The organism is Streptomyces sp. UC4497 (genome assembly GCF_054871485.1).
This window is the reverse complement of record NZ_JBTYHB010000011.1, coordinates 56436-73996: the sequence shown is the minus strand read 5'-3', so window position 1 is coordinate 73996 and position 17561 is coordinate 56436. Positions and strand designations below refer to the sequence as shown.

Annotated in this window: 18 protein-coding genes; 1 reads left to right on the top strand and 17 read right to left on the bottom strand. The window is 66.8% G+C overall.

Going from position 1 to position 17561, the window contains the following annotated elements; translation table 11 throughout:
• Positions 1-96 precede the first annotated feature (96 nt).
• Genes rpsQ through rpsJ form a run of 11 tightly spaced genes read right to left on the bottom strand, consistent with a single transcriptional unit; the run spans position 97 to position 5482 of the window.
• Positions 97-381 carry a 30S ribosomal protein S17 gene (gene rpsQ / locus ACYSUO_RS17495; protein WP_266713085.1) on the bottom strand — a complete coding sequence of 95 codons (285 nt, stop codon included), beginning with the start codon at positions 379-381 and terminating at the stop codon, positions 97-99.
• Positions 381-605, bottom strand: coding sequence for a 50S ribosomal protein L29 (gene rpmC / locus ACYSUO_RS17490; RefSeq protein WP_010036720.1), 225 nt, complete (start codon positions 603-605; stop codon positions 381-383). Before rpmC ends, rpsQ begins: the two co-directional genes overlap by 1 nt.
• On the bottom strand, positions 605-1024 hold the full coding sequence (rplP, locus tag ACYSUO_RS17485; protein WP_018528356.1) for a 50S ribosomal protein L16: 420 nt from the start codon (positions 1022-1024) through the stop codon (positions 605-607). Before rplP ends, rpmC begins: the two co-directional genes overlap by 1 nt.
• Before the next feature lie 5 nt (positions 1025-1029).
• Positions 1030-1872, bottom strand: a complete 843-nt coding sequence (gene rpsC, locus ACYSUO_RS17480) for a 30S ribosomal protein S3 (protein ID WP_266713081.1) — start codon at positions 1870-1872, stop codon at positions 1030-1032.
• The gene (gene rplV / locus ACYSUO_RS17475; protein ID WP_385755885.1) at positions 1872-2219 is read right to left on the bottom strand and encodes a 50S ribosomal protein L22; all 348 of its coding nucleotides are present in this window, start codon (positions 2217-2219) and stop codon (positions 1872-1874) included. The genes rpsC and rplV overlap by 1 nt, the downstream gene beginning before the upstream one ends.
• A 42-nt stretch (positions 2220-2261) precedes the next feature.
• On the bottom strand, positions 2262-2543 hold the full coding sequence (gene rpsS / locus ACYSUO_RS17470) for a 30S ribosomal protein S19 (RefSeq protein ID WP_018528354.1): 282 nt from the start codon (positions 2541-2543) through the stop codon (positions 2262-2264).
• 12 nt (positions 2544-2555) lie between these two features.
• Positions 2556-3392: a 50S ribosomal protein L2 gene (gene rplB, locus ACYSUO_RS17465; protein ID WP_266713074.1), complete on the bottom strand. Its 837-nt coding sequence runs from the start codon at positions 3390-3392 to the stop codon at positions 2556-2558.
• Between the two features lie 38 nt (positions 3393-3430).
• The gene (rplW, locus tag ACYSUO_RS17460) at positions 3431-3850 is read right to left on the bottom strand and encodes a 50S ribosomal protein L23 (RefSeq protein WP_399227913.1); all 420 of its coding nucleotides are present in this window, start codon (positions 3848-3850) and stop codon (positions 3431-3433) included.
• Positions 3850-4503: a 50S ribosomal protein L4 gene (gene rplD, locus ACYSUO_RS17455; protein ID WP_461777062.1), complete on the bottom strand. Its 654-nt coding sequence runs from the start codon at positions 4501-4503 to the stop codon at positions 3850-3852. The genes rplW and rplD overlap by 1 nt, the downstream gene beginning before the upstream one ends.
• Before the next feature lie 8 nt (positions 4504-4511).
• Complete coding sequence (gene rplC / locus ACYSUO_RS17450; RefSeq protein ID WP_422408941.1) at positions 4512-5156, bottom strand: 50S ribosomal protein L3; 645 nt, start codon at positions 5154-5156, stop codon at positions 4512-4514.
• A gap of 17 nt (positions 5157-5173) precedes the next feature.
• Positions 5174-5482 (bottom strand): 30S ribosomal protein S10, encoded by a 309-nt coding sequence (gene rpsJ / locus ACYSUO_RS17445; protein WP_003948644.1) that lies wholly within the window; start codon positions 5480-5482, stop codon positions 5174-5176.
• 587 nt (positions 5483-6069) lie between these two features.
• Between rpsJ and ACYSUO_RS17440 the strand changes: the two genes are divergently transcribed.
• Positions 6070-8058, top strand: a complete 1989-nt coding sequence (locus ACYSUO_RS17440; RefSeq protein WP_461777061.1) for a PIG-L family deacetylase — start codon at positions 6070-6072, stop codon at positions 8056-8058.
• A 276-nt stretch (positions 8059-8334) separates the two neighbouring features.
• Here the strand turns inward: ACYSUO_RS17440 and tuf are convergent, their stop codons facing one another.
• From tuf to ACYSUO_RS17410, 6 genes are all read right to left on the bottom strand, one after another.
• Positions 8335-9528 (bottom strand): elongation factor Tu, encoded by a 1194-nt coding sequence (gene tuf / locus ACYSUO_RS17435; RefSeq protein WP_403852547.1) that lies wholly within the window; start codon positions 9526-9528, stop codon positions 8335-8337.
• A 153-nt stretch (positions 9529-9681) separates the two neighbouring features.
• A complete protein-coding gene (gene fusA / locus ACYSUO_RS17430; protein ID WP_461777060.1) occupies positions 9682-11808 on the bottom strand; it encodes an elongation factor G in 2127 nt (708 codons plus the stop codon).
• 39 nt (positions 11809-11847) lie between these two features.
• On the bottom strand, positions 11848-12318 hold the full coding sequence (gene rpsG / locus ACYSUO_RS17425; protein WP_266713060.1) for a 30S ribosomal protein S7: 471 nt from the start codon (positions 12316-12318) through the stop codon (positions 11848-11850).
• Positions 12319-12320: 2 nt separating this feature from the next.
• Positions 12321-12692, bottom strand: a complete 372-nt coding sequence (gene rpsL / locus ACYSUO_RS17420; protein WP_003948652.1) for a 30S ribosomal protein S12 — start codon at positions 12690-12692, stop codon at positions 12321-12323.
• 262 nt (positions 12693-12954) lie between these two features.
• Positions 12955-13485, bottom strand: a complete 531-nt coding sequence (locus ACYSUO_RS17415; protein ID WP_461777059.1) for a DUF1707 and DUF4190 domain-containing protein — start codon at positions 13483-13485, stop codon at positions 12955-12957.
• A gap of 119 nt (positions 13486-13604) precedes the next feature.
• Positions 13605-17504, bottom strand: coding sequence for a DNA-directed RNA polymerase subunit beta' (locus ACYSUO_RS17410; protein ID WP_461777058.1), 3900 nt, complete (start codon positions 17502-17504; stop codon positions 13605-13607).
• Between the last annotated feature and the right edge of the window lie 57 nt (positions 17505-17561).

The following is a 17561-nucleotide window of genomic DNA, read 5'->3' as shown; positions in this document are numbered from 1 at the left end:
CTGTTTGTCTGCCGGTTCCCGGCAGGGGCTGCTCTCTTACGAGAGGAAGCCCCTGCCGAGCCTGGCGGAACGAACTCTGAGGGATGCCTCAGAGAATTACTTGGCCTTCTCGAGGATCTCGACGATGCGCCAGCGCTTGCTCGCCGACAGCGGACGCGTCTCCATCAGGAGGACGCGGTCGCCGACGCCGGCAGCGTTCTGCTCGTCGTGCGCCTTGAGCTTGTTCGTACGGCGGATGACCTTGCCGTACAGGGCGTGCTTGACGCGGTCCTCGACAGCGACGACGACGGTCTTGTCCATCTTGTCGCTGACAACAAGGCCCTCACGGGTCTTGCGGAAGCCGCGGGCGGCGGTCTCTTCAGTCACAGTCTTCTCGCTCATCAGGCGCTCTCCACCGTCTCGATGCCCAGCTCGCGCTCGCGCATGAGGGTGTAGATCCGCGCGATGTCCTTGCGGACGGCCTTGAGCCGGCCGTGGTTCTCGAGCTGACCCGTCGCCGCCTGGAAGCGGAGGTTGAACAGCTCTTCCTTGGCCTCGCGGAGCTTGTTGAGGAGCTCCTCGTTGCCCAGCTCGCGCAGCTCAGACGCCTTGGTTCCGGCCGACATCACGCTTCACCTGCCTCGCGCTTGACGATCTTGCACTTCATCGGCAGCTTGTGAGCCGCACGAGTCAGCGCCTCGCGCGCGGTCTTCTCGTTGGGGTACGACAGCTCGAACATCACGCGTCCGGGCTTGACGTTGGCGACCCACCACTCCGGGGAACCCTTACCGGAACCCATGCGGGTCTCGGCAGGCTTCTTGGTGAGGGGGCGGTCCGGGTAAATGTTGATCCAGACCTTGCCGCCACGCTTGATGTGACGCGTCATGGCGATACGAGCGGCCTCGATCTGACGGTTCGTCACGTACGCCGGGGTGAGGGCCTGAATGCCGTACTCACCGAACGCAACCTGCGTGCCACCCTTGGACATACCGCTGCGCTTCGGGTGGTGCTGCTTGCGGTGCTTGACCCTACGGGGGATCAGCATTTCGGTCAGGCCTCCGTTCCGGTGCTCTCAGCAGCCGGAGCGGCAGCGGCGGGAGCGTCGGCCTTGGGGGCCTCGGCTGCCGGCGCGGACTGCTGCTGCGGCTTACGACCGCGACCGCCACGCTCGCCACCACGGCCACCACCACGGGCCGGGCGGTCGTTACCGCCACGGGCCGGACGGTTACCGGCGCGGGCCGCGGCGTTCTCGGCGCGAACCTCGGCGATGTTCTTGACGTCGCCCTTGTAGATCCAGACCTTCACGCCGATGCGGCCGAAGGTCGTCTTGGCCTCGAAGAAGCCGTAGTCCACGTTGGCGCGGAGCGTGTGCAGGGGCACGCGGCCCTCGCGGTAGAACTCCGAACGGGACATCTCGGCACCGCCGAGACGACCGCCACACTGGATCTTGATGCCCTTGGCGCCGGCCTTCATCGTGCCCTGCATGCTCTTACGCATGGCGCGACGGAAGGAGACGCGGGAGGACAGCTGCTCCGCAACGGCCTGGGCCACGAGCTGAGCATCGGTCTCGGGGCTCTTGACCTCGAGGATGTTCAGCTGGACCTGCTTGCCCGTGAGCTTCTCGAGGTCACCGCGGATGCGGTCGGCCTCGGCGCCACGGCGGCCGATGACGATGCCGGGACGAGCGGTGTGGATGTCCACCCGCACGCGGTCACGGGTGCGCTCGATCTCAACCTTCGAGATGCCGGCGCGCTCCATGCCGGACGTCATCATCCGACGGATGGCGACGTCTTCCTTGACGTAGTCCTTGTACAGCTTGTCGGCGTACCAACGCGACTTGAAGTCGGTCGTGACACCGAGCCGGAACCCGTGCGGGTTTACCTTCTGGCCCATTACCGGGTTCCTTCCTTGCTGCTGACGACCACGGTGATGTGGCTGGTCCGCTTACGGATCCGGTAGGCACGGCCCTGAGCACGCGGACGGAACCGCTTCAGGGTCGGGCCCTCGTCCACGTACGCCTCGCTGATGAACAGCGAAGACGCGTCAGGGTGGTCGTAGTTGTGCGCGGCGTTGGCGATGGCGCTGTCCAGCACCTTGCCCACCGGCTGGCTTGCGGCCTGCGGGGCGAATCGCAGGACCGCCTGAGCCTCCGTGGCATCCATGCCACGGATGAGGTCCACCACGCGGCGGGCCTTCATGGGCGTGACGCGGATGTACCGCGCCTGGGCCCTGGCTTCCATGGTTGTCCCTTCGGTGTTAGTCATAGTCGATTCCACCCCGCCTTAGCGGCGCTTCGACTTCCGGTCGTCCTTGACGTGACCCCGGAAGGTGCGCGTCGGCGAGAACTCGCCGAGCTTGTGGCCGACCATCGACTCGGTGACGAACACCGGGATGTGGGTCTTGCCGTTGTGCACCGCGATCGTGTGACCCAGCATGCTGGGGATGATCATCGAGCGGCGGGACCAGGTCTTGATGACGTTCTTGGAACCGGCTTCGTTCTGAGCGTCCACCTTCTTCACGAGGTGGCCGTCGACGAAGGGTCCCTTCTTGAGACTGCGCGGCATCTAAACCCGCTCCTAGCGCTTCTTGTTCGACTTGCGGCGGCGGACGATGTACTTGTTGCTCGCCTTGTTGCGATCACGAGTACGACCCTCCTTCTGGCCCCACGGCGAGACCGGGTGGCGACCACCGGAGGTCTTGCCTTCACCACCACCGTGCGGGTGGTCGACCGGGTTCATGACGACACCACGCACGGTCGGGCGGACGCCCTTCCAGCGCATGCGGCCGGCCTTGCCCCAGTTGATGTTGCTCTGCTCGGCGTTGCCGACCTCGCCGACGGTGGCGCGGCAGCGCACGTCGACCAGGCGGATCTCGCCGGAGGGCATACGAAGGTGGGCCATCGAGCCCTCCTTCGCGAGCAGCTGCACGGAGGCACCCGCGGAGCGGGCGAACTTGGCGCCACCACCGGGACGGAGCTCGATCGCGTGGATCGTGGTACCGACCGGGATGTTGCGGAGCGCCAGGTTGTTACCGGGCTTGATGTCGGCAGCGGGGCCGTTCTCCACCTTGGCACCCTGCGCGAGACCGCGCGGGGCCAGGATGTAGCGCTTCTCGCCGTCCGCGTAGTGCAGGAGCGCGATGCGCGCAGTGCGGTTCGGGTCGTACTCGATGTGAGCGACCTTGGCCGGCACGCCGTCCTTGTCGTGACGACGGAAGTCGATCACGCGGAAGGCGCGCTTGTGTCCACCACCCTGGTGGCGAACGGTGATCCGACCGGCGTTGTTACGGCCGCCCTTGCTGTGCAGCGGGCGGACCAGCGACTTCTCCGGCGTGGACCGCGTTACCTCGACGAAGTCGGCGACGGAGGAGCCACGGCGGCCCGGCGTCGTCGGCTTGTACTTGCGGATTCCCATTTCTCAGTCCTCGTCCGATATTCGGACCAGGGTCTCCGTTAGGAGGCCTGGCCGAAGATGTCGATACGGTCGCCCTCAGCGAGGGTCACGATGGCGCGCTTGGTGTCGGCACGCTTGCCGAAACCGGTGCGCGTACGCTTCCGCTTGCCCTGACGGTTGATCGTGTTGACGCCGGTGACCTTGACCGAGAAGACCGCCTCGACGGCCTGCTTGATCTGGGTCTTGTTGGCGCCGGGGGCCACGACGAACGTGTACTTGCCCTCGTCGAGGAGCGCGTACGACTTCTCGGAGACGACCGGCTTGACGAGGACGTCACGCGGGTCCGAGAAGGACTTGCTCAGCGGCGTGGGCTCAACGGCGACCTTGCCCTCGGTCGCGATGCGCTTCGCCTTGGCGACGCGCGCGGCCTTGGCGGCCTTCGCAGCCTTGGAGGCAATGCTCGGGTGACGCGTAGCCATCAGGCCTCGCTCCCTTCGGTGTCAGCGGCCTTGGGGCCAGACACGAAGGACTCGAAAGCGGCCTTGGTGAAGACCACGTCGTCCGAGACGAGAACGTCGTACGTGTTCAGCTGGCCCGGCTCCAGGATGTGGACCTGGGGCAGGTTGCGGGCGGAGAGCCACGCGGCCTCGTCGGCGCGGTCGACGACCAGGAGCAGGTTCTTGCGCTCCGAGATCTTGCCGAACAGCGTCTTCGCGGCCTTGGTGGAGACCTCGCCCTCGACCACGCCGGAGACGACGTGGATACGAGCGTTGCGGGCCCGGTCGGTGAGGGCGTGACGCAGCGCGGCAGCCTTCATCTTCTTCGGGGTCCGCTGCGAGTAGTCGCGCGGCACGGGGCCGTGGACGACGCCACCGCCGGCGAACTGCGGCGCACGGGTCGAGCCCTGACGGGCGCGGCCGGTGCCCTTCTGGCGGTACGGCTTCTTGCCACCGCCGCGGACTTCGCCACGGGTCTTGGTCTTGTGCGTGCCCTGACGGGCAGCGGCCAGCTGTGCGACGACGACCTGGTGGATCAGCGGAATGCTGATCTTCTCAACGTCGAAGATCTCCGCGGGGAGCTCGACGGACCCGGCCTTGTCGCCTGCCGGCGAAAGGATGTCAACAGTGCTCATCGGTTACCTCAGGCCCCCTTGGTCGCGGTACGGACCAGGACGAGGCCGCCGTTCGGACCAGGAACCGCGCCCTTGATGAGCAGCAGACCCTTCTCCGCGTCAACGGCGTGGACGGTCAGGTTCTGGGTGGTGACCCGCTCGTTGCCCATGCGGCCCGCCATGCGGGTGCCCTTGAACACACGGCCGGGGGTGGCGCAACCGCCAATGGAGCCCGGCTTGCGGTGGATGCGGTGGGCACCGTGGGAGGCCTTGCCACCCTTGAAGTTGTGCCGCTTCATGCCACCGGCGAAGCCCTTGCCCTTGCTCTGGCCGGTCACGTCGACCTTCACGCCGCCGTCGAACACCTCAGCGGTGATCTCCTGGCCGAGGGTGTACTCGGACGCGTCCGGCGTACGAATCTCGACGAGGTGGCGACGGGGGGTGACATCGGCCTTGGCGAAGTGGCCCTTGAGGGGCTTGTTCACCTTGCGCGGGTCGATCTCGCCGAAGGCGAGCTGGACGGAGTCGTAACCGTCGACGTCGTTGGTACGAACCTGGGTGATCACGTTCGGACCGGCCTTGACGACGGTGACCGGAACAACACGGTTGTTCTCGTCCCACACCTGCGTCATGCCGAGCTTCTCGCCCAGGATGCCCTTGATCTGCTTAGTCATCTTCAGATCACCGGCCCTCAGAGCTTGATCTCGATGTCGACGCCGGCCGGAAGGTCGAGTCGCATCAGGGAGTCAACGGTCTTCGGAGTCGGGTCGAGGATGTCGATGAGGCGCTTGTGCGTGCGCATCTCGAAGTGCTCGCGAGAGTCCTTGTACTTGTGCGGCGACTTGATGACGCAGTACACGTTCTTCTCGGTAGGCAGCGGCACCGGGCCCGCGACCGACGCACCAGTGCGGGTCACCGTCTCGACGATCTTCTTCGCCGAGGAGTCGATGACCTCGTGGTCGTAGGCCTTGAGCCGGATGCGGATCTTCTGTCCCGCCATGGCTACTTAGTAGTCCTGTCTCTCGTAACGCTCTGGAACCCGGGGGCCCTGTTTCACACTTCCTCCGCCCCACGCGGTCGGGCGTGTCGCAGTCCCGCTGACAGAAATATCCGCATGGATTTCCCTGCTAAGGGGTCTGCGGCCAAGACCGCATGTACACGGGGGAAGAAACCCACCGAGTGCCTGGCCGAGCAACCTCGCTGACGCTTCCCGAAAGATTCCCGTACGTCCGGCCGATTGCTACCCCGAGGGATAGATACAGCCGACGAGTACTGTGGGACTCGCTTCCGGTCCTCCCGGCGGGAGGCGCGCAGCATCGGCACTCAACCGAGCAACCCCGACAGTCTGCCATACAGGGCATGTCCGGGGCCAATCGAGCCGAAGAGCGTACCCCCTCAGTGACGAAGGTCAAACCAGGGGTGGCCGTGTCCCGCGCCCATTACACCAGTGGAGACCTCCCGGGACAGAGACCAAAGTCACCGGAACCCTGGCATCCCGTTGCCCCTCTGTTGAGGTGAACCACCTGAACAGAGGCGAGCGCACCACCCCCGAACGCTGCCTCGGCAGCGAACGGAGTGCGCGCCACCGTGCGGGAAAGACCCTCAACACCCCACCCCTGTATACCCGTTGGGCGCGGCCCCGGCCGCCGGAGCACCCTGCTGGGCGCCGCCGCGCTCGCCGCCACGGGCACCCTCTCCGCCTGCTCCCGCACCGCCCCGACGCCGTCCCGCGCCACCGTCCCCTCCCCCGCCACCGGCCGCGCCGCCGCACAGGCCGAGCGCGCCCTGCTGCTCCAGGTCCTCGCCCACCCCGACGACGACCTGTACTTCATGAACCCGGACACCCGGCACGCCCTCGACGCGGGCACCCCGGTCGTCTGCGTGTACGTCACCGCGGGCGAGGCCGACGGCCGCAACAAGACGCCCACCGACCGCGACCCGGCCCCCGACAAGGCGGCGTACTCCTCCGCCCGCCACCAGGGCCTGCGCCAGGCGTACGCGGCCCAGCTCGGCCTGCCCGTCTTCACCCGCTGGACCACCAGCGCCGTCCGGCTGCCCGGCGGCTTCCAGGTCGAGGTCGACTCGCTCCAACACCGGGGCCACAGCGTCGAGTTGGTGCATCTGAACCTCGGCATGCACACCCCGGAGGGCCACATGGGCGTCCCCGCTCTCTGGCGCGAGCCGGGCCTCCTGCTGCGCACCCTCGTCCCCGTCGGCTCCCCGCTGGGCGCCGTCCAGACGTACGACCGCGAGTCCCTGGTCGACGTGCTCGTGGCGCTCTTCGAGCGGTACCGCCCGACCCTCGTGCACACCCTCGACCCGGACCCCGACATCCAGCACAGCGACCGGCTCACACGAATACGCGACAGCGAGCAGCCGGGCTACTCCGACCACGCCGACCACACCGCCGTCGCCTGCTTCAGCTGGGCCGCGCTGATCCGCTGGACGCGGCGGGCCAAGGACGGGCCGCCCGCGTTCGCCGCGACCGCCTTCCGCGGCTACTACAACAACCACTGGCCGAAGAACCTGCCGCCGCGGGTCCTGAAGGAGAAGGCCGCCCAGCTCGTCCCGTACGGCGCCGCCCCCGACTGGAACTGCGGCAACCCCTCCGGCTGCGGCGACTACAACGTCGGCGGCGACCGCCCCCTCACCAACCGCAAGGGCTGGGTCCGCGCCACCCACTACCGCTATCCCGGGCCCCGGCTCGCCCTCGTCCCGAACGCCGACGGACGGCTCACCGCGTACGGGGTGCTGGGGCTGCGGGCCGTCCGGTACACCGAGAAGGACGGCGAGTTCGGCGCCCCGGCCGACCTCGGCGGCGGCCCGCTCGCCCCGTCCCTCGCGGCCGTCGCGCTCCCCGACGGGCGCCACCTCGTCGTCGGCCTGCGCCTCGCGTCCGTCCAGGACGGCGCCGACGTACGCGAGATCGTGGCCCTGGAGCGGCAGGCGTGGAAGGGCCTCGGCAACCCGGAGAGCGATCCCGACCGCGCCCGCCGCATCGGCGTCCCGGTGGCGGCCGCCGCTCCGGACGGCCGCGCCCACGTCTTCGTACGCAATGCGGGGCAGGGCATCAGCACGCGGGTGCGCGACAGGTCCGGGGTCTGGTCCCCGTGGCGCGAGCTCGGCGGCGGCCCGGTCCAGGACGGGCTCACGGCGGTCGTCGGCGACGACGGGGAGGTGCACGTGTACGCCGCGGGCCGTGACACCGTCCACCACTGGACGCCAGAGGGCCCCGCGCCGCTGTCCGGCCTGCCCACCCCCGCCGACGCCGTCGCGGCCTCCGGCGACCGCCTCTACTACCGGCCGCCGGCGTCCGCCGAGCTGCTGTCCAGCGGCGGCCCGCGCGTCGACTTCCCCGGCTACGGGCCGGTGGCGGCAGCGGGCGCGTATCTCCTCGGCCGTGACACCGACGGCAACGTCCGGCTGCACCACGCGGGCCGCACCCTCCGCCCGAGCACGGCGCCGGCCACCCTGGACGGCCCCGCCCTGGCCCTGACCGCCCGCGGCCCGGCCGCCGCGGGCCTCTCCCCCGACGCCCGCCCGTGGCTGTGGCGTCCGACGCAGGCGAACGCCTAGGGCCTGTCGTCAAACTCCCGTCTGCCCGGCGACGCCTGGCACGCACGCTCGCGGCGTTGCCGAAAAGCCCGAGTAGCTCCGCTACTAGGACTCTCCGGCGCCTTGCGATCGCACGCACCAGACGCCGCCGGGCCGCCCTCCGGGCGACGACGGGAGTTTGAAGACAGGCCCTAACAGCGCCAGGACAGCAGAAAGGGCCCGTACGACCGAAGTCGTACGGGCCCTCTCAGGTGCTCTATGAGCTACCAGGCATCAAGCCCAACAGGTAAGTGAGACTTACTTGTTGATCTTGGTGACCTGGCCGGCGCCCACGGTCCGGCCACCCTCACGGATGGCGAACTTCAGGCCCTCTTCCATGGCCACGGGCTGGATCAGCGAGACGGACATCTCGGTGTTGTCGCCCGGCATGACCATCTCGGTGCCCTCGGGGAGGGTCACAACGCCCGTCACGTCCGTCGTACGGAAGTAGAACTGCGGACGGTAGTTGTTGAAGAACGGCGTGTGGCGGCCACCCTCGTCCTTGGACAGGATGTAGGCCTGGGCCTCGAACTCGGTGTGCGGCGTGACCGAACCGGGCTTGATGATGACCTGGCCGCGCTCGACGTCCTCGCGCTTGATGCCACGGAGGAGGAGACCGACGTTCTCACCGGCCTGGCCCTCGTCGAGCAGCTTGCGGAACATCTCGATGCCGGTGACCGTGGTGGTGGTCTTCTCGGTCTTGATGCCGATGATGTCGACGGTCTCGTTGACCTTGAGGATGCCGCGCTCGATACGACCGGTGACGACGGTGCCACGACCGGTGATCGTGAAGACGTCCTCGATCGGCATCAGGAACGGCTTGTCGACGTCACGCTCGGGGGCCGGGATGGCCTCGTCGACGGCCTTCATCAGGTTGAGGACGGACTCGCCCCACTCCTTGTCGCCCTCGAGCGCCTTGAGCGCCGAGACCTTGATGACCGGGACGTCGTCGCCCGGGAACTCGTACTCGGAGAGGAGCTCACGGACCTCGAGCTCGACGAGCTCCAGGATCTCCTCGTCGTCCACCATGTCGGCCTTGTTCAGGGCGACGACGATGTACGGAACGCCGACCTGGCGGGCCAGGAGCACGTGCTCCTTGGTCTGCGGCATCGGGCCGTCGGTGGCGGCGACCACGAGGATGGCGCCGTCCATCTGCGCGGCACCCGTGATCATGTTCTTGATGTAGTCCGCGTGACCGGGGCAGTCGACGTGGGCGTAGTGACGCGCCTCGGTCTGGTACTCGACGTGCGCGATCGAGATCGTGATACCGCGCTGGCGCTCCTCAGGAGCCTTGTCGATCTGGTCGAAGGCCGAGGCCTCGTTCAGGTCGGGGTACGCGTCGTGCAGCACCTTGGTAATGGCGGCCGTGAGGGTCGTCTTACCGTGGTCAATGTGACCGATGGTGCCGATGTTGACGTGCGGCTTAGTCCGCTCGAACTTCGCCTTCGCCACTGGGTCCTCCTGTGGAGTGGTTCTGTACGCCTTGCTTCATCGGCGCCAGGTGATCTTTGCTGGAAAGCCGGGTCCCCGGGGCATTTCGCGACTGTTGCCGCGAAATGCCCCAAGAGGCTCCGGAGTCAAGCCTAAAGCGTGAACTCGGGTGAGTTACTCGCCCTTGGCCTTCGCGATGATCTCCTCGGCGACGTTCCGCGGAACCTCGGCGTAGGAGTCGAACTGCATCGAGTAGCTCGCGCGACCCGACGTCTTGCTGCGGAGGTCGCCGACGTAGCCGAACATCTCCGACAGCGGGACCAGGCCCTTGACGAGACGTGCACCGGCACGCTCCTCCATGGCCTGGATCTGGCCACGGCGGGAGTTCACGTCACCGATGACCTCGCCCATGTAGTCCTCGGGCGTGGTGACCTCAACGGCCATCATCGGCTCGAGGAGCACGGGGCCGGCCTTACGAGCGGCCTCCTTGAACGCCTGCGAACCGGCGATCTTGAAGGCGAGCTCGGAGGAGTCGACCTCGTGGAAGGCACCGTCGAGCAGCGTGATGCGGACACCGGTCATCTCGTAACCGGCGAGGATGCCGAACTGCATGGCCTCCTGGCAGCCGGCGTCGACCGAAGGGATGTACTCCTTCGGGATACGACCACCGGTGACCTTGTTCACGAACTCGTAGCTCGCGTCGCCACCCTCGATCGGCTCGATCGAGATCTGCACCTTCGCGAACTGGCCGGTACCACCGGTCTGCTTCTTGTGCGTGAAGTCGACCTTGTCCACCGTCTTGCGGATGGTCTCGCGGTACGCGACCTGCGGCTTGCCGACGTTGGCCTCGACCTTGAACTCCCGCTTCATGCGGTCGACAAGGACGTCGAGGTGGAGCTCACCCATACCACCGATGATGGTCTGGCCGGTCTCCTCGTCCGAGTGCACCTGGAAGGAGGGGTCCTCCTCCGCGAGACGCTGGATGGCGACACCCAGCTTCTCCTGGTCACCCTTGGACTTGGGCTCGATGGCGACCTGAATGACCGGCGCCGGGAAGTCCATGGACTCCAGGATGACCGGGTTCTTGTCGTCGGACAGCGTCTCACCGGTGGTGGTCTGCTTCAGGCCCATGACGGCGACGATGTCACCGGCGCCCACCGACGCGATCTCCTCACGCTTGTTCGCGTGCATGCGGTAGATCTTGCCGATGCGCTCCTTCTTGCCCTTGACGGAGTTCAGCACCGCGGTGCCGGCCTCCAGGCGACCCGAGTAAACCCGGATGAAGGTGAGCTTGCCCAGGTGCGGGTCGCTCGCGATCTTGAACGCGAGGGCCGCGAGCGGCTCGTCCTCGGACGGCTTGCGCGCGATGACCTTCTCCGGGTCCTTCACGTCGTGACCCTCGATGGAGTCGACGTCAAGGGGAGTCGGCAGGTAGCGCACGACCGCGTCGAGCAGGGGCTGAACGCCCTTGTTCTTGAACGCGGTGCCACAGAACACCGGGGTGACCGTGGTGCCCTCGGACTTGCCGGACGCGATGGTGATACGACGGATCGCGGCGTACAGCTGCTCCTCGGACGGCTCCTGGCCCTCCAGGTACAGCTCCATGATCTCTTCGTCGTTCTCCGCGACGGCCTCAAGGAGCTTGCCGCGGTACTCGTCCGCAGCCTCCTTGTGCGTGTCGGGGATCTCGACGGTGTCGTAGGCCTCGCCCTTGGCGGCCTCGGCCGACCAGACGTACGCCTTCATCGTGACGAGGTCGACGACACCCTGGAAGTCGGCCTCGGCCCCGATGGGGAGCTGCATGACGAGCGGCTGGGCGCCCAGACGGTCCGAGATCATGTCCACGCAGCGGTGGAACTCGGCGCCGGTACGGTCCAGCTTGTTGACGAAGCAGATACGCGGCACGCCGTAACGGTCGGCCTGACGCCACACCGTCTCGGACTGCGGCTCAACGCCGGCGACACCGTCGAACACCGTCACGGCACCATCGAGCACACGCAGGGAGCGCTCCACCTCAACGGTGAAGTCGACGTGCCCGGGGGTGTCGATGATGTTGATCGTGTAGTCGTTGTCCTCGAGCGGCCAGTGGCAAGTGGTGGCAGCAGACGTGATCGTGATGCCACGCTCCTGCTCCTGCTCCATCCAGTCCATCGTGGCAGCGCCGTCGTGGACCTCACCGATCTTGTACGAGACGCCGGTGTAGAACAGGATCCGCTCAGTGGTGGTCGTCTTGCCCGCGTCGATGTGGGCCATGATGCCGATGTTTCGGACCTTGGCCAGGTCAAGTGAAGTGGTAGCCATAAGGCTTCAGTCTTCTCTCGGTCTCGATGTGGGTTGCGACTACCAGCGGTAGTGCGCGAAGGCCTTGTTGGACTCGGCCATCTTGTGCGTGTCCTCGCGCTTCTTGACGGCAGCACCGAGGCCGTTGGAGGCGTCGAGCAGCTCGTTCGTCAGACGCTCGGTCATCGTCTTCTCGCGACGGGCGCGCGAGTAGCCGACGAGCCAGCGGAGCGCGAGGGTGTTGGCGCGACCGGGCTTGACCTCGATCGGCACCTGGTAGGTCGCACCACCGACACGGCGGGACTTGACCTCGAGGGTCGGCTTGATGTTCTCAAGCGCGCGCTTCAGCGTGATGACCGGGTCGTTGCTGGTCTTCTCACGCAGGCCCTCCATGGCGCCGTACACAATGCGCTCGGCGGTGGAGCGCTTGCCGTTCAGCAGCACCTTGTTGATGAGGGAGGTCACCAGAGGAGAACCGTAGACCGGGTCGATGATGACCGGGCGCTTCGGGGCGGGGCCCTTACGAGGCATTCTTACTTCTCCTTCTTGGCGCCGTAGCGGCTGCGGGCCTGCTTGCGGTTCTTGACACCCTGGGTGTCAAGCGAACCGCGGATGATCTTGTAACGAACACCGGGCAGGTCCTTCACACGGCCGCCGCGCACGAGCACGATGGAGTGCTCCTGCAGGTTGTGTCCCTCACCCGGAATGTAGGCCGTGACCTCGATGCCGCTGGTCAGACGCACACGCGCGACCTTACGGAGGGCCGAGTTCGGCTTCTTCGGGGTGGTCGTGAACACACGCGTGCAGACGCCACGACGCTGGGGCGAACCCTCGAGCGCGGGCGTCTTGTTCTTCTCGACCTTGTCCTGCCGGCCCTTCCGGACCAGCTGCTGGATCGTAGGCACTACTTCTCCGGTTTCTGTGTGCCGAGTAGTAAAGCTAACCTGGAACGTTTCCCGACCCACGCGGTCGGGTGTGTCGAATACTGCAGACCCCCACCGAAGGCGGGAAGGCAGCAGATTGCGGTGGCCCTGATCGGACTCGCCGTGCGGCTGATGACACGCACACGAGCCCAGGCACACCCCAGGCACAAGGTCTGAGCGTACCTATCTCATACGCTGTGGTCAAAACAAATACCCCGGAGCCAGGACACGCCGGGCGCGCTCGCTAGTTACCGGCGGACGCGGAGATGACCAGCCCGATGAAAAGCAGCGTCCAACCCACGACGGACAGCCACCCCAGCACCAGCCCGCCGACGGCCATCCCGTCGCCGGCCTCGCCCTTCTGCCGGATCTCCTTACGGGCCATGTGCCCCAGGATCACCGCAGGAAGCCCTGTAAGGCCCATCGTGGCGAACGTGGAGACCCCGCACACCAGCGAGGCGATGGCCTTCCCGTTGTTGCCCGGAGGCGGCGGCAGGAACGTCCTGGGCACGCCCATCATCTGCTGCTGGAACTGCTGCTGCGGTACCGGCCCCTGCGGCAGATCGGCCACGAGCATCGTCAGCTCGCCCACCGTGCGCGCCTGATAGGCCCGCTCGATCCGCCGCTCGTACTCGCTCTGCTGCAGGCGTCCCTCCGCGAACCCCGCGCGAAGCACATCGACGGCGCGCTCCCGGTCCGCATGCGCGGCCAGCATCGACGGCTGATGACCCTGCTGGCCCGGCCACGGGACCGGCTGCCACGACGGATTCGACACGAGACCACTCCCCCGGGACCCGGACATGTTGTGGTGTCCATCATGCGTCAATACGTCGCAGGGCGGCCACCCCGGTTCTACCCGGTGTGGCCGCCCTGCGGTTTCAAGCAGCTGCTCGCTTACTGGTTGTACGGACCGTAGTCGTAGTCCTCCAGCGGAACGGCCTGGCCGGAGCCGGTGCCGAACGGCGAGTAGTCGATGTCGTCGTAGCCGACGGCCGAGTACATCGCGGCCTTGGCCTCCTCGGTGGGCTCCACCCGGATGTTGCGGTAGCGGGACAGACCCGTACCGGCCGGGATGAGCTTACCGATGATGACGTTCTCCTTGAGGCCGATGAGGCTGTCGGACTTGGCGTTGATCGCCGCATCCGTCAGGACTCGGGTCGTCTCCTGGAAGGAGGCGGCCGACAGCCAGGATTCCGTCGCCAGCGAGGCCTTGGTGATACCCATCAGCTGCGGACGGCCGGAGGCGGGGTGACCGCCCTCGGTGACCACACGACGGTTCTCGCCCTCGAACTTCGAGCGCTCGACCAGCTCGCCGGGCAGCAGCTCGGCGTCGCCGGACTCGATGATCGTCACGCGGCGCAGCATCTGCCGGATGATGATCTCGATGTGCTTGTCGTGGATCGACACACCCTGCGAGTTGTAGACCTTCTGGACCTCGCCGACCAGGTGTACCTGGACCGCACGCTGACCCAGAATGCGCAGCACGTCGTGCGGGTTGGTGGCACCCACGGTCAGCTTCTGGCCGACCTCGACGTGGTCGCCCTCGCCCACCAGCAGACGGGCACGCTTCGAGATCGGGAACGGGATCTCGTCGCTGCCGTCGTCGGGGGTGACGACGAGCTTCTTGGTCTTCTCGGTCTCCTCGATGCGGACACGGCCCGCGGACTCGGAGATCGGGGCGACACCCTTCGGCGTACGAGCCTCGAAGAGCTCGACGACACGGGGCAGACCCTGGGTGATGTCGTCACCTGCCACACCACCGGTGTGGAAGGTACGCATCGTCAGCTGGGTACCGGGCTCACCGATGGACTGGGCAGCGATGATGCCGACCGCCTCACCGATGTCGACCAGCTTGCCGGTGGCCAGCGAGCGGCCGTAGCAGAAGGCACAGGTGCCGACCGCGGACTCACAGGTGAGCACCGAGCGGGTCTTGACGATCTCGACGCCGTGGGCGACGAGGGCGTCGATGAGCACGTCACCCAGGTCGACGTTGGCCGGCGCGATGACCTTGCCGTCGACGACGATGTCCTCGGCGAGCATGCGGGCATACACGCTGGTCTCGACGTCTTCGGTCTTGCGCAGCACGCCGTCGGCGCCACGCTCCGCGATCTGGAGCTTGAGGCCACGGTCGGTGCCGCAGTCCTCCTCGCGAATGATGACGTCCTGCGAGACGTCGACCAGACGACGGGTGAGGTAACCGGAGTCGGCGGTACGCAGAGCCGTGTCCGCAAGACCCTTACGAGCACCGTGAGTCGAGATGAAGTACTCCAGCACCGACAGGCCCTCACGGAAGGAGGCCTTGATCGGACGCGGGATCGTCTCGTTCTTGGCGTTCGACACCAGACCACGCATACCCGCGATCTGACGCATCTGCATCATGTTTCCTCGGGCACCCGAGTCAACCATCATGAAGATGGGGTTGGTCTTCGGGAAGTTCGCGTTCATCGCCTCGGAGACCTCATTGGTCGCCTTGGTCCAGATCGCGATGAGCTCCTGAGTGCGCTCTTCCTTCGTGATGAGACCGCGCTCGTACTGCTTCTGGACCTTCTCGTCCTGCGCCTCGTAGCCCGCGACGATCTCCTTCTTCGCCTCGGGAACGACGACGTCGGAGATGGCCACGGTGACGCCGGAGCGGGTGCCCCAGTAGAAGCCGGCCGCCTTCAGGTTGTCGAGCGTCGCCGCCACGATGACCTTGGGGTAGCGCTCCGCGAGGTCGTTGACGATCTCGCCGAGCTGCTTCTTGCCCACCGAGTAGTCGACGAACGGGTAGTCCTCGGGCAGCAGCTCGTTGAAGAGCGCGCGGCCCAGGGTCGTCCGCAGCCGGAAGCTGTCACCCGGCTGGTACTCGGGCTCACCCTCCTCGACGGGCGGCGGGGTCCAGCCGCGCGGCGGCATGGTGCCGACCGGGAAACGGATGTCCACGGCCGACTGGAGCGCCAGCTCGCCGGCGTCGAACGCCATGGTCGCCTCGGCCGTGGAGCCGAACGCGCGGCCCTCGCCCTTGGTGTCACGGAGTTCGCCGTCGGTGGTGAGGAAGAACAGACCGAGGACCATGTCCTGGGTCGGCATCGTCACCGGACGGCCGTCGGCGGGCTTGAGGATGTTGTTCGAGGACAGCATCAGGATGCGGGCCTCGGCCTGCGCCTCCGCGGAGAGCGGCAGGTGCACGGCCATCTGGTCACCGTCGAAGTCCGCGTTGAACGCGGTGCAGACGAGCGGGTGGATCTGAATGGCCTTGCCCTCGACCAGCTGCGGCTCGAAGGCCTGGATTCCGAGGCGGTGCAGGGTGGGAGCACGGTTCAGGAGAACCGGGTGCTCGGCGATGACCTCTTCGAGGACGTCGTACACGACCGTGCGGCCGCGCTCCACCATGCGCTTGGCGCTCTTGATGTTCTGCGCGTGGTTCAGGTCGACCAGACGCTTCATCACGAACGGCTTGAAGAGCTCCAGCGCCATGGCCTTCGGCAGACCACACTGGTGCAGCTTCAGCTGCGGACCGACGACGATCACGGAACGCGCGGAGTAGTCCACACGCTTACCGAGAAGGTTCTGACGGAAACGACCCTGCTTGCCCTTGAGCATGTCGCTCAGGGACTTCAGCGGGCGGTTACCGGGACCGGTCACCGGGCGACCACGACGACCGTTGTCGAAGAGGGCGTCCACGGCCTCCTGGAGCATGCGCTTCTCGTTGTTCACGATGATCTCGGGCGCACCGAGGTCGAGAAGCCGCTTCAGGCGGTTGTTGCGGTTGATGACGCGGCGGTACAGGTCGTTCAGGTCGGAGGTCGCGAAGCGGCCACCGTCCAGCTGCACCATCGGACGCAGGTCCGGCGGGATGACCGGCACGCAGTCGAGCACCATGCCCTTGGGGCTGTTGCTGGTCTGCAGGAACGCGGAGACGACCTTGAGGCGCTTGAGCGCACGGGTCTTCTTCTGGCCCTTGCCGGTACGGATGATCTCGCGGAGGCGCTCGGCCTCCTCCTCGAGGTCGAAGGTCTCGAGGCGCTTCTGCAGCGCCGCGGCACCCATCGAACCGTCGAAGTACGTGCCGAAGCGGTCACGCAGCTCGCGGTAGAGCAGCTCGTCGCCCTCGAGGTCCTGGACCTTGAGGTTCTTGAAGCGCGACCAGACCTCGTCCAGACGGTCGATCTCGCGCTGCGCACGGTCGCGCAGCTGCTTCATCTCGCGCTCGGCACCCTCGCGCACCTTGCGGCGCACGTCGGCCTTGGCACCCTCGGCCTCGAGCTCGGCCAGGTCGGTCTCGAGCTTCTTGGCGCGGGCCTCCAGGTCGGAGTCGCGACGGTTCTCGATCTGCTGACGCTCGACCTGGACGTGCGCCTCGAGGGAGGGCAGGTCGCGGGTACGACGCTCCTCGTCGACGAACGTGATCATGTACGCCGCGAAGTAGATGACCTTCTCGAGGTCCTTCGGGGCGAGGTCGAGCAGGTAGCCCAGACGCGACGGGACGCCCTTGAAGTACCAGATGTGGGTGACGGGAGCGGCCAGCTCAATGTGGCCCATCCGCTCACGACGCACCTTGGCGCGAGTCACCTCGACGCCGCAGCGCTCACAGATGATGCCCTTGAAGCGGACACGCTTGTACTTACCGCAGTAGCACTCCCAGTCCCGGGTCGGACCGAAGATCTTCTCGCAGAAGAGTCCGTCCTTTTCGGGCTTGAGGGTGCGGTAGTTGATGGTCTCGGGCTTCTTGACCTCGCCGTGGCTCCACTGACGGATGTCGTCAGCGGTGGCCAGACCGATCCGGAGCTCATCGAAGAAGTTGACGTCGAGCACTATGCGTCAATCCCTCTCAGGGTTGTAAGTCTGTGGTCTGAAACGGGGGTCGAGGGG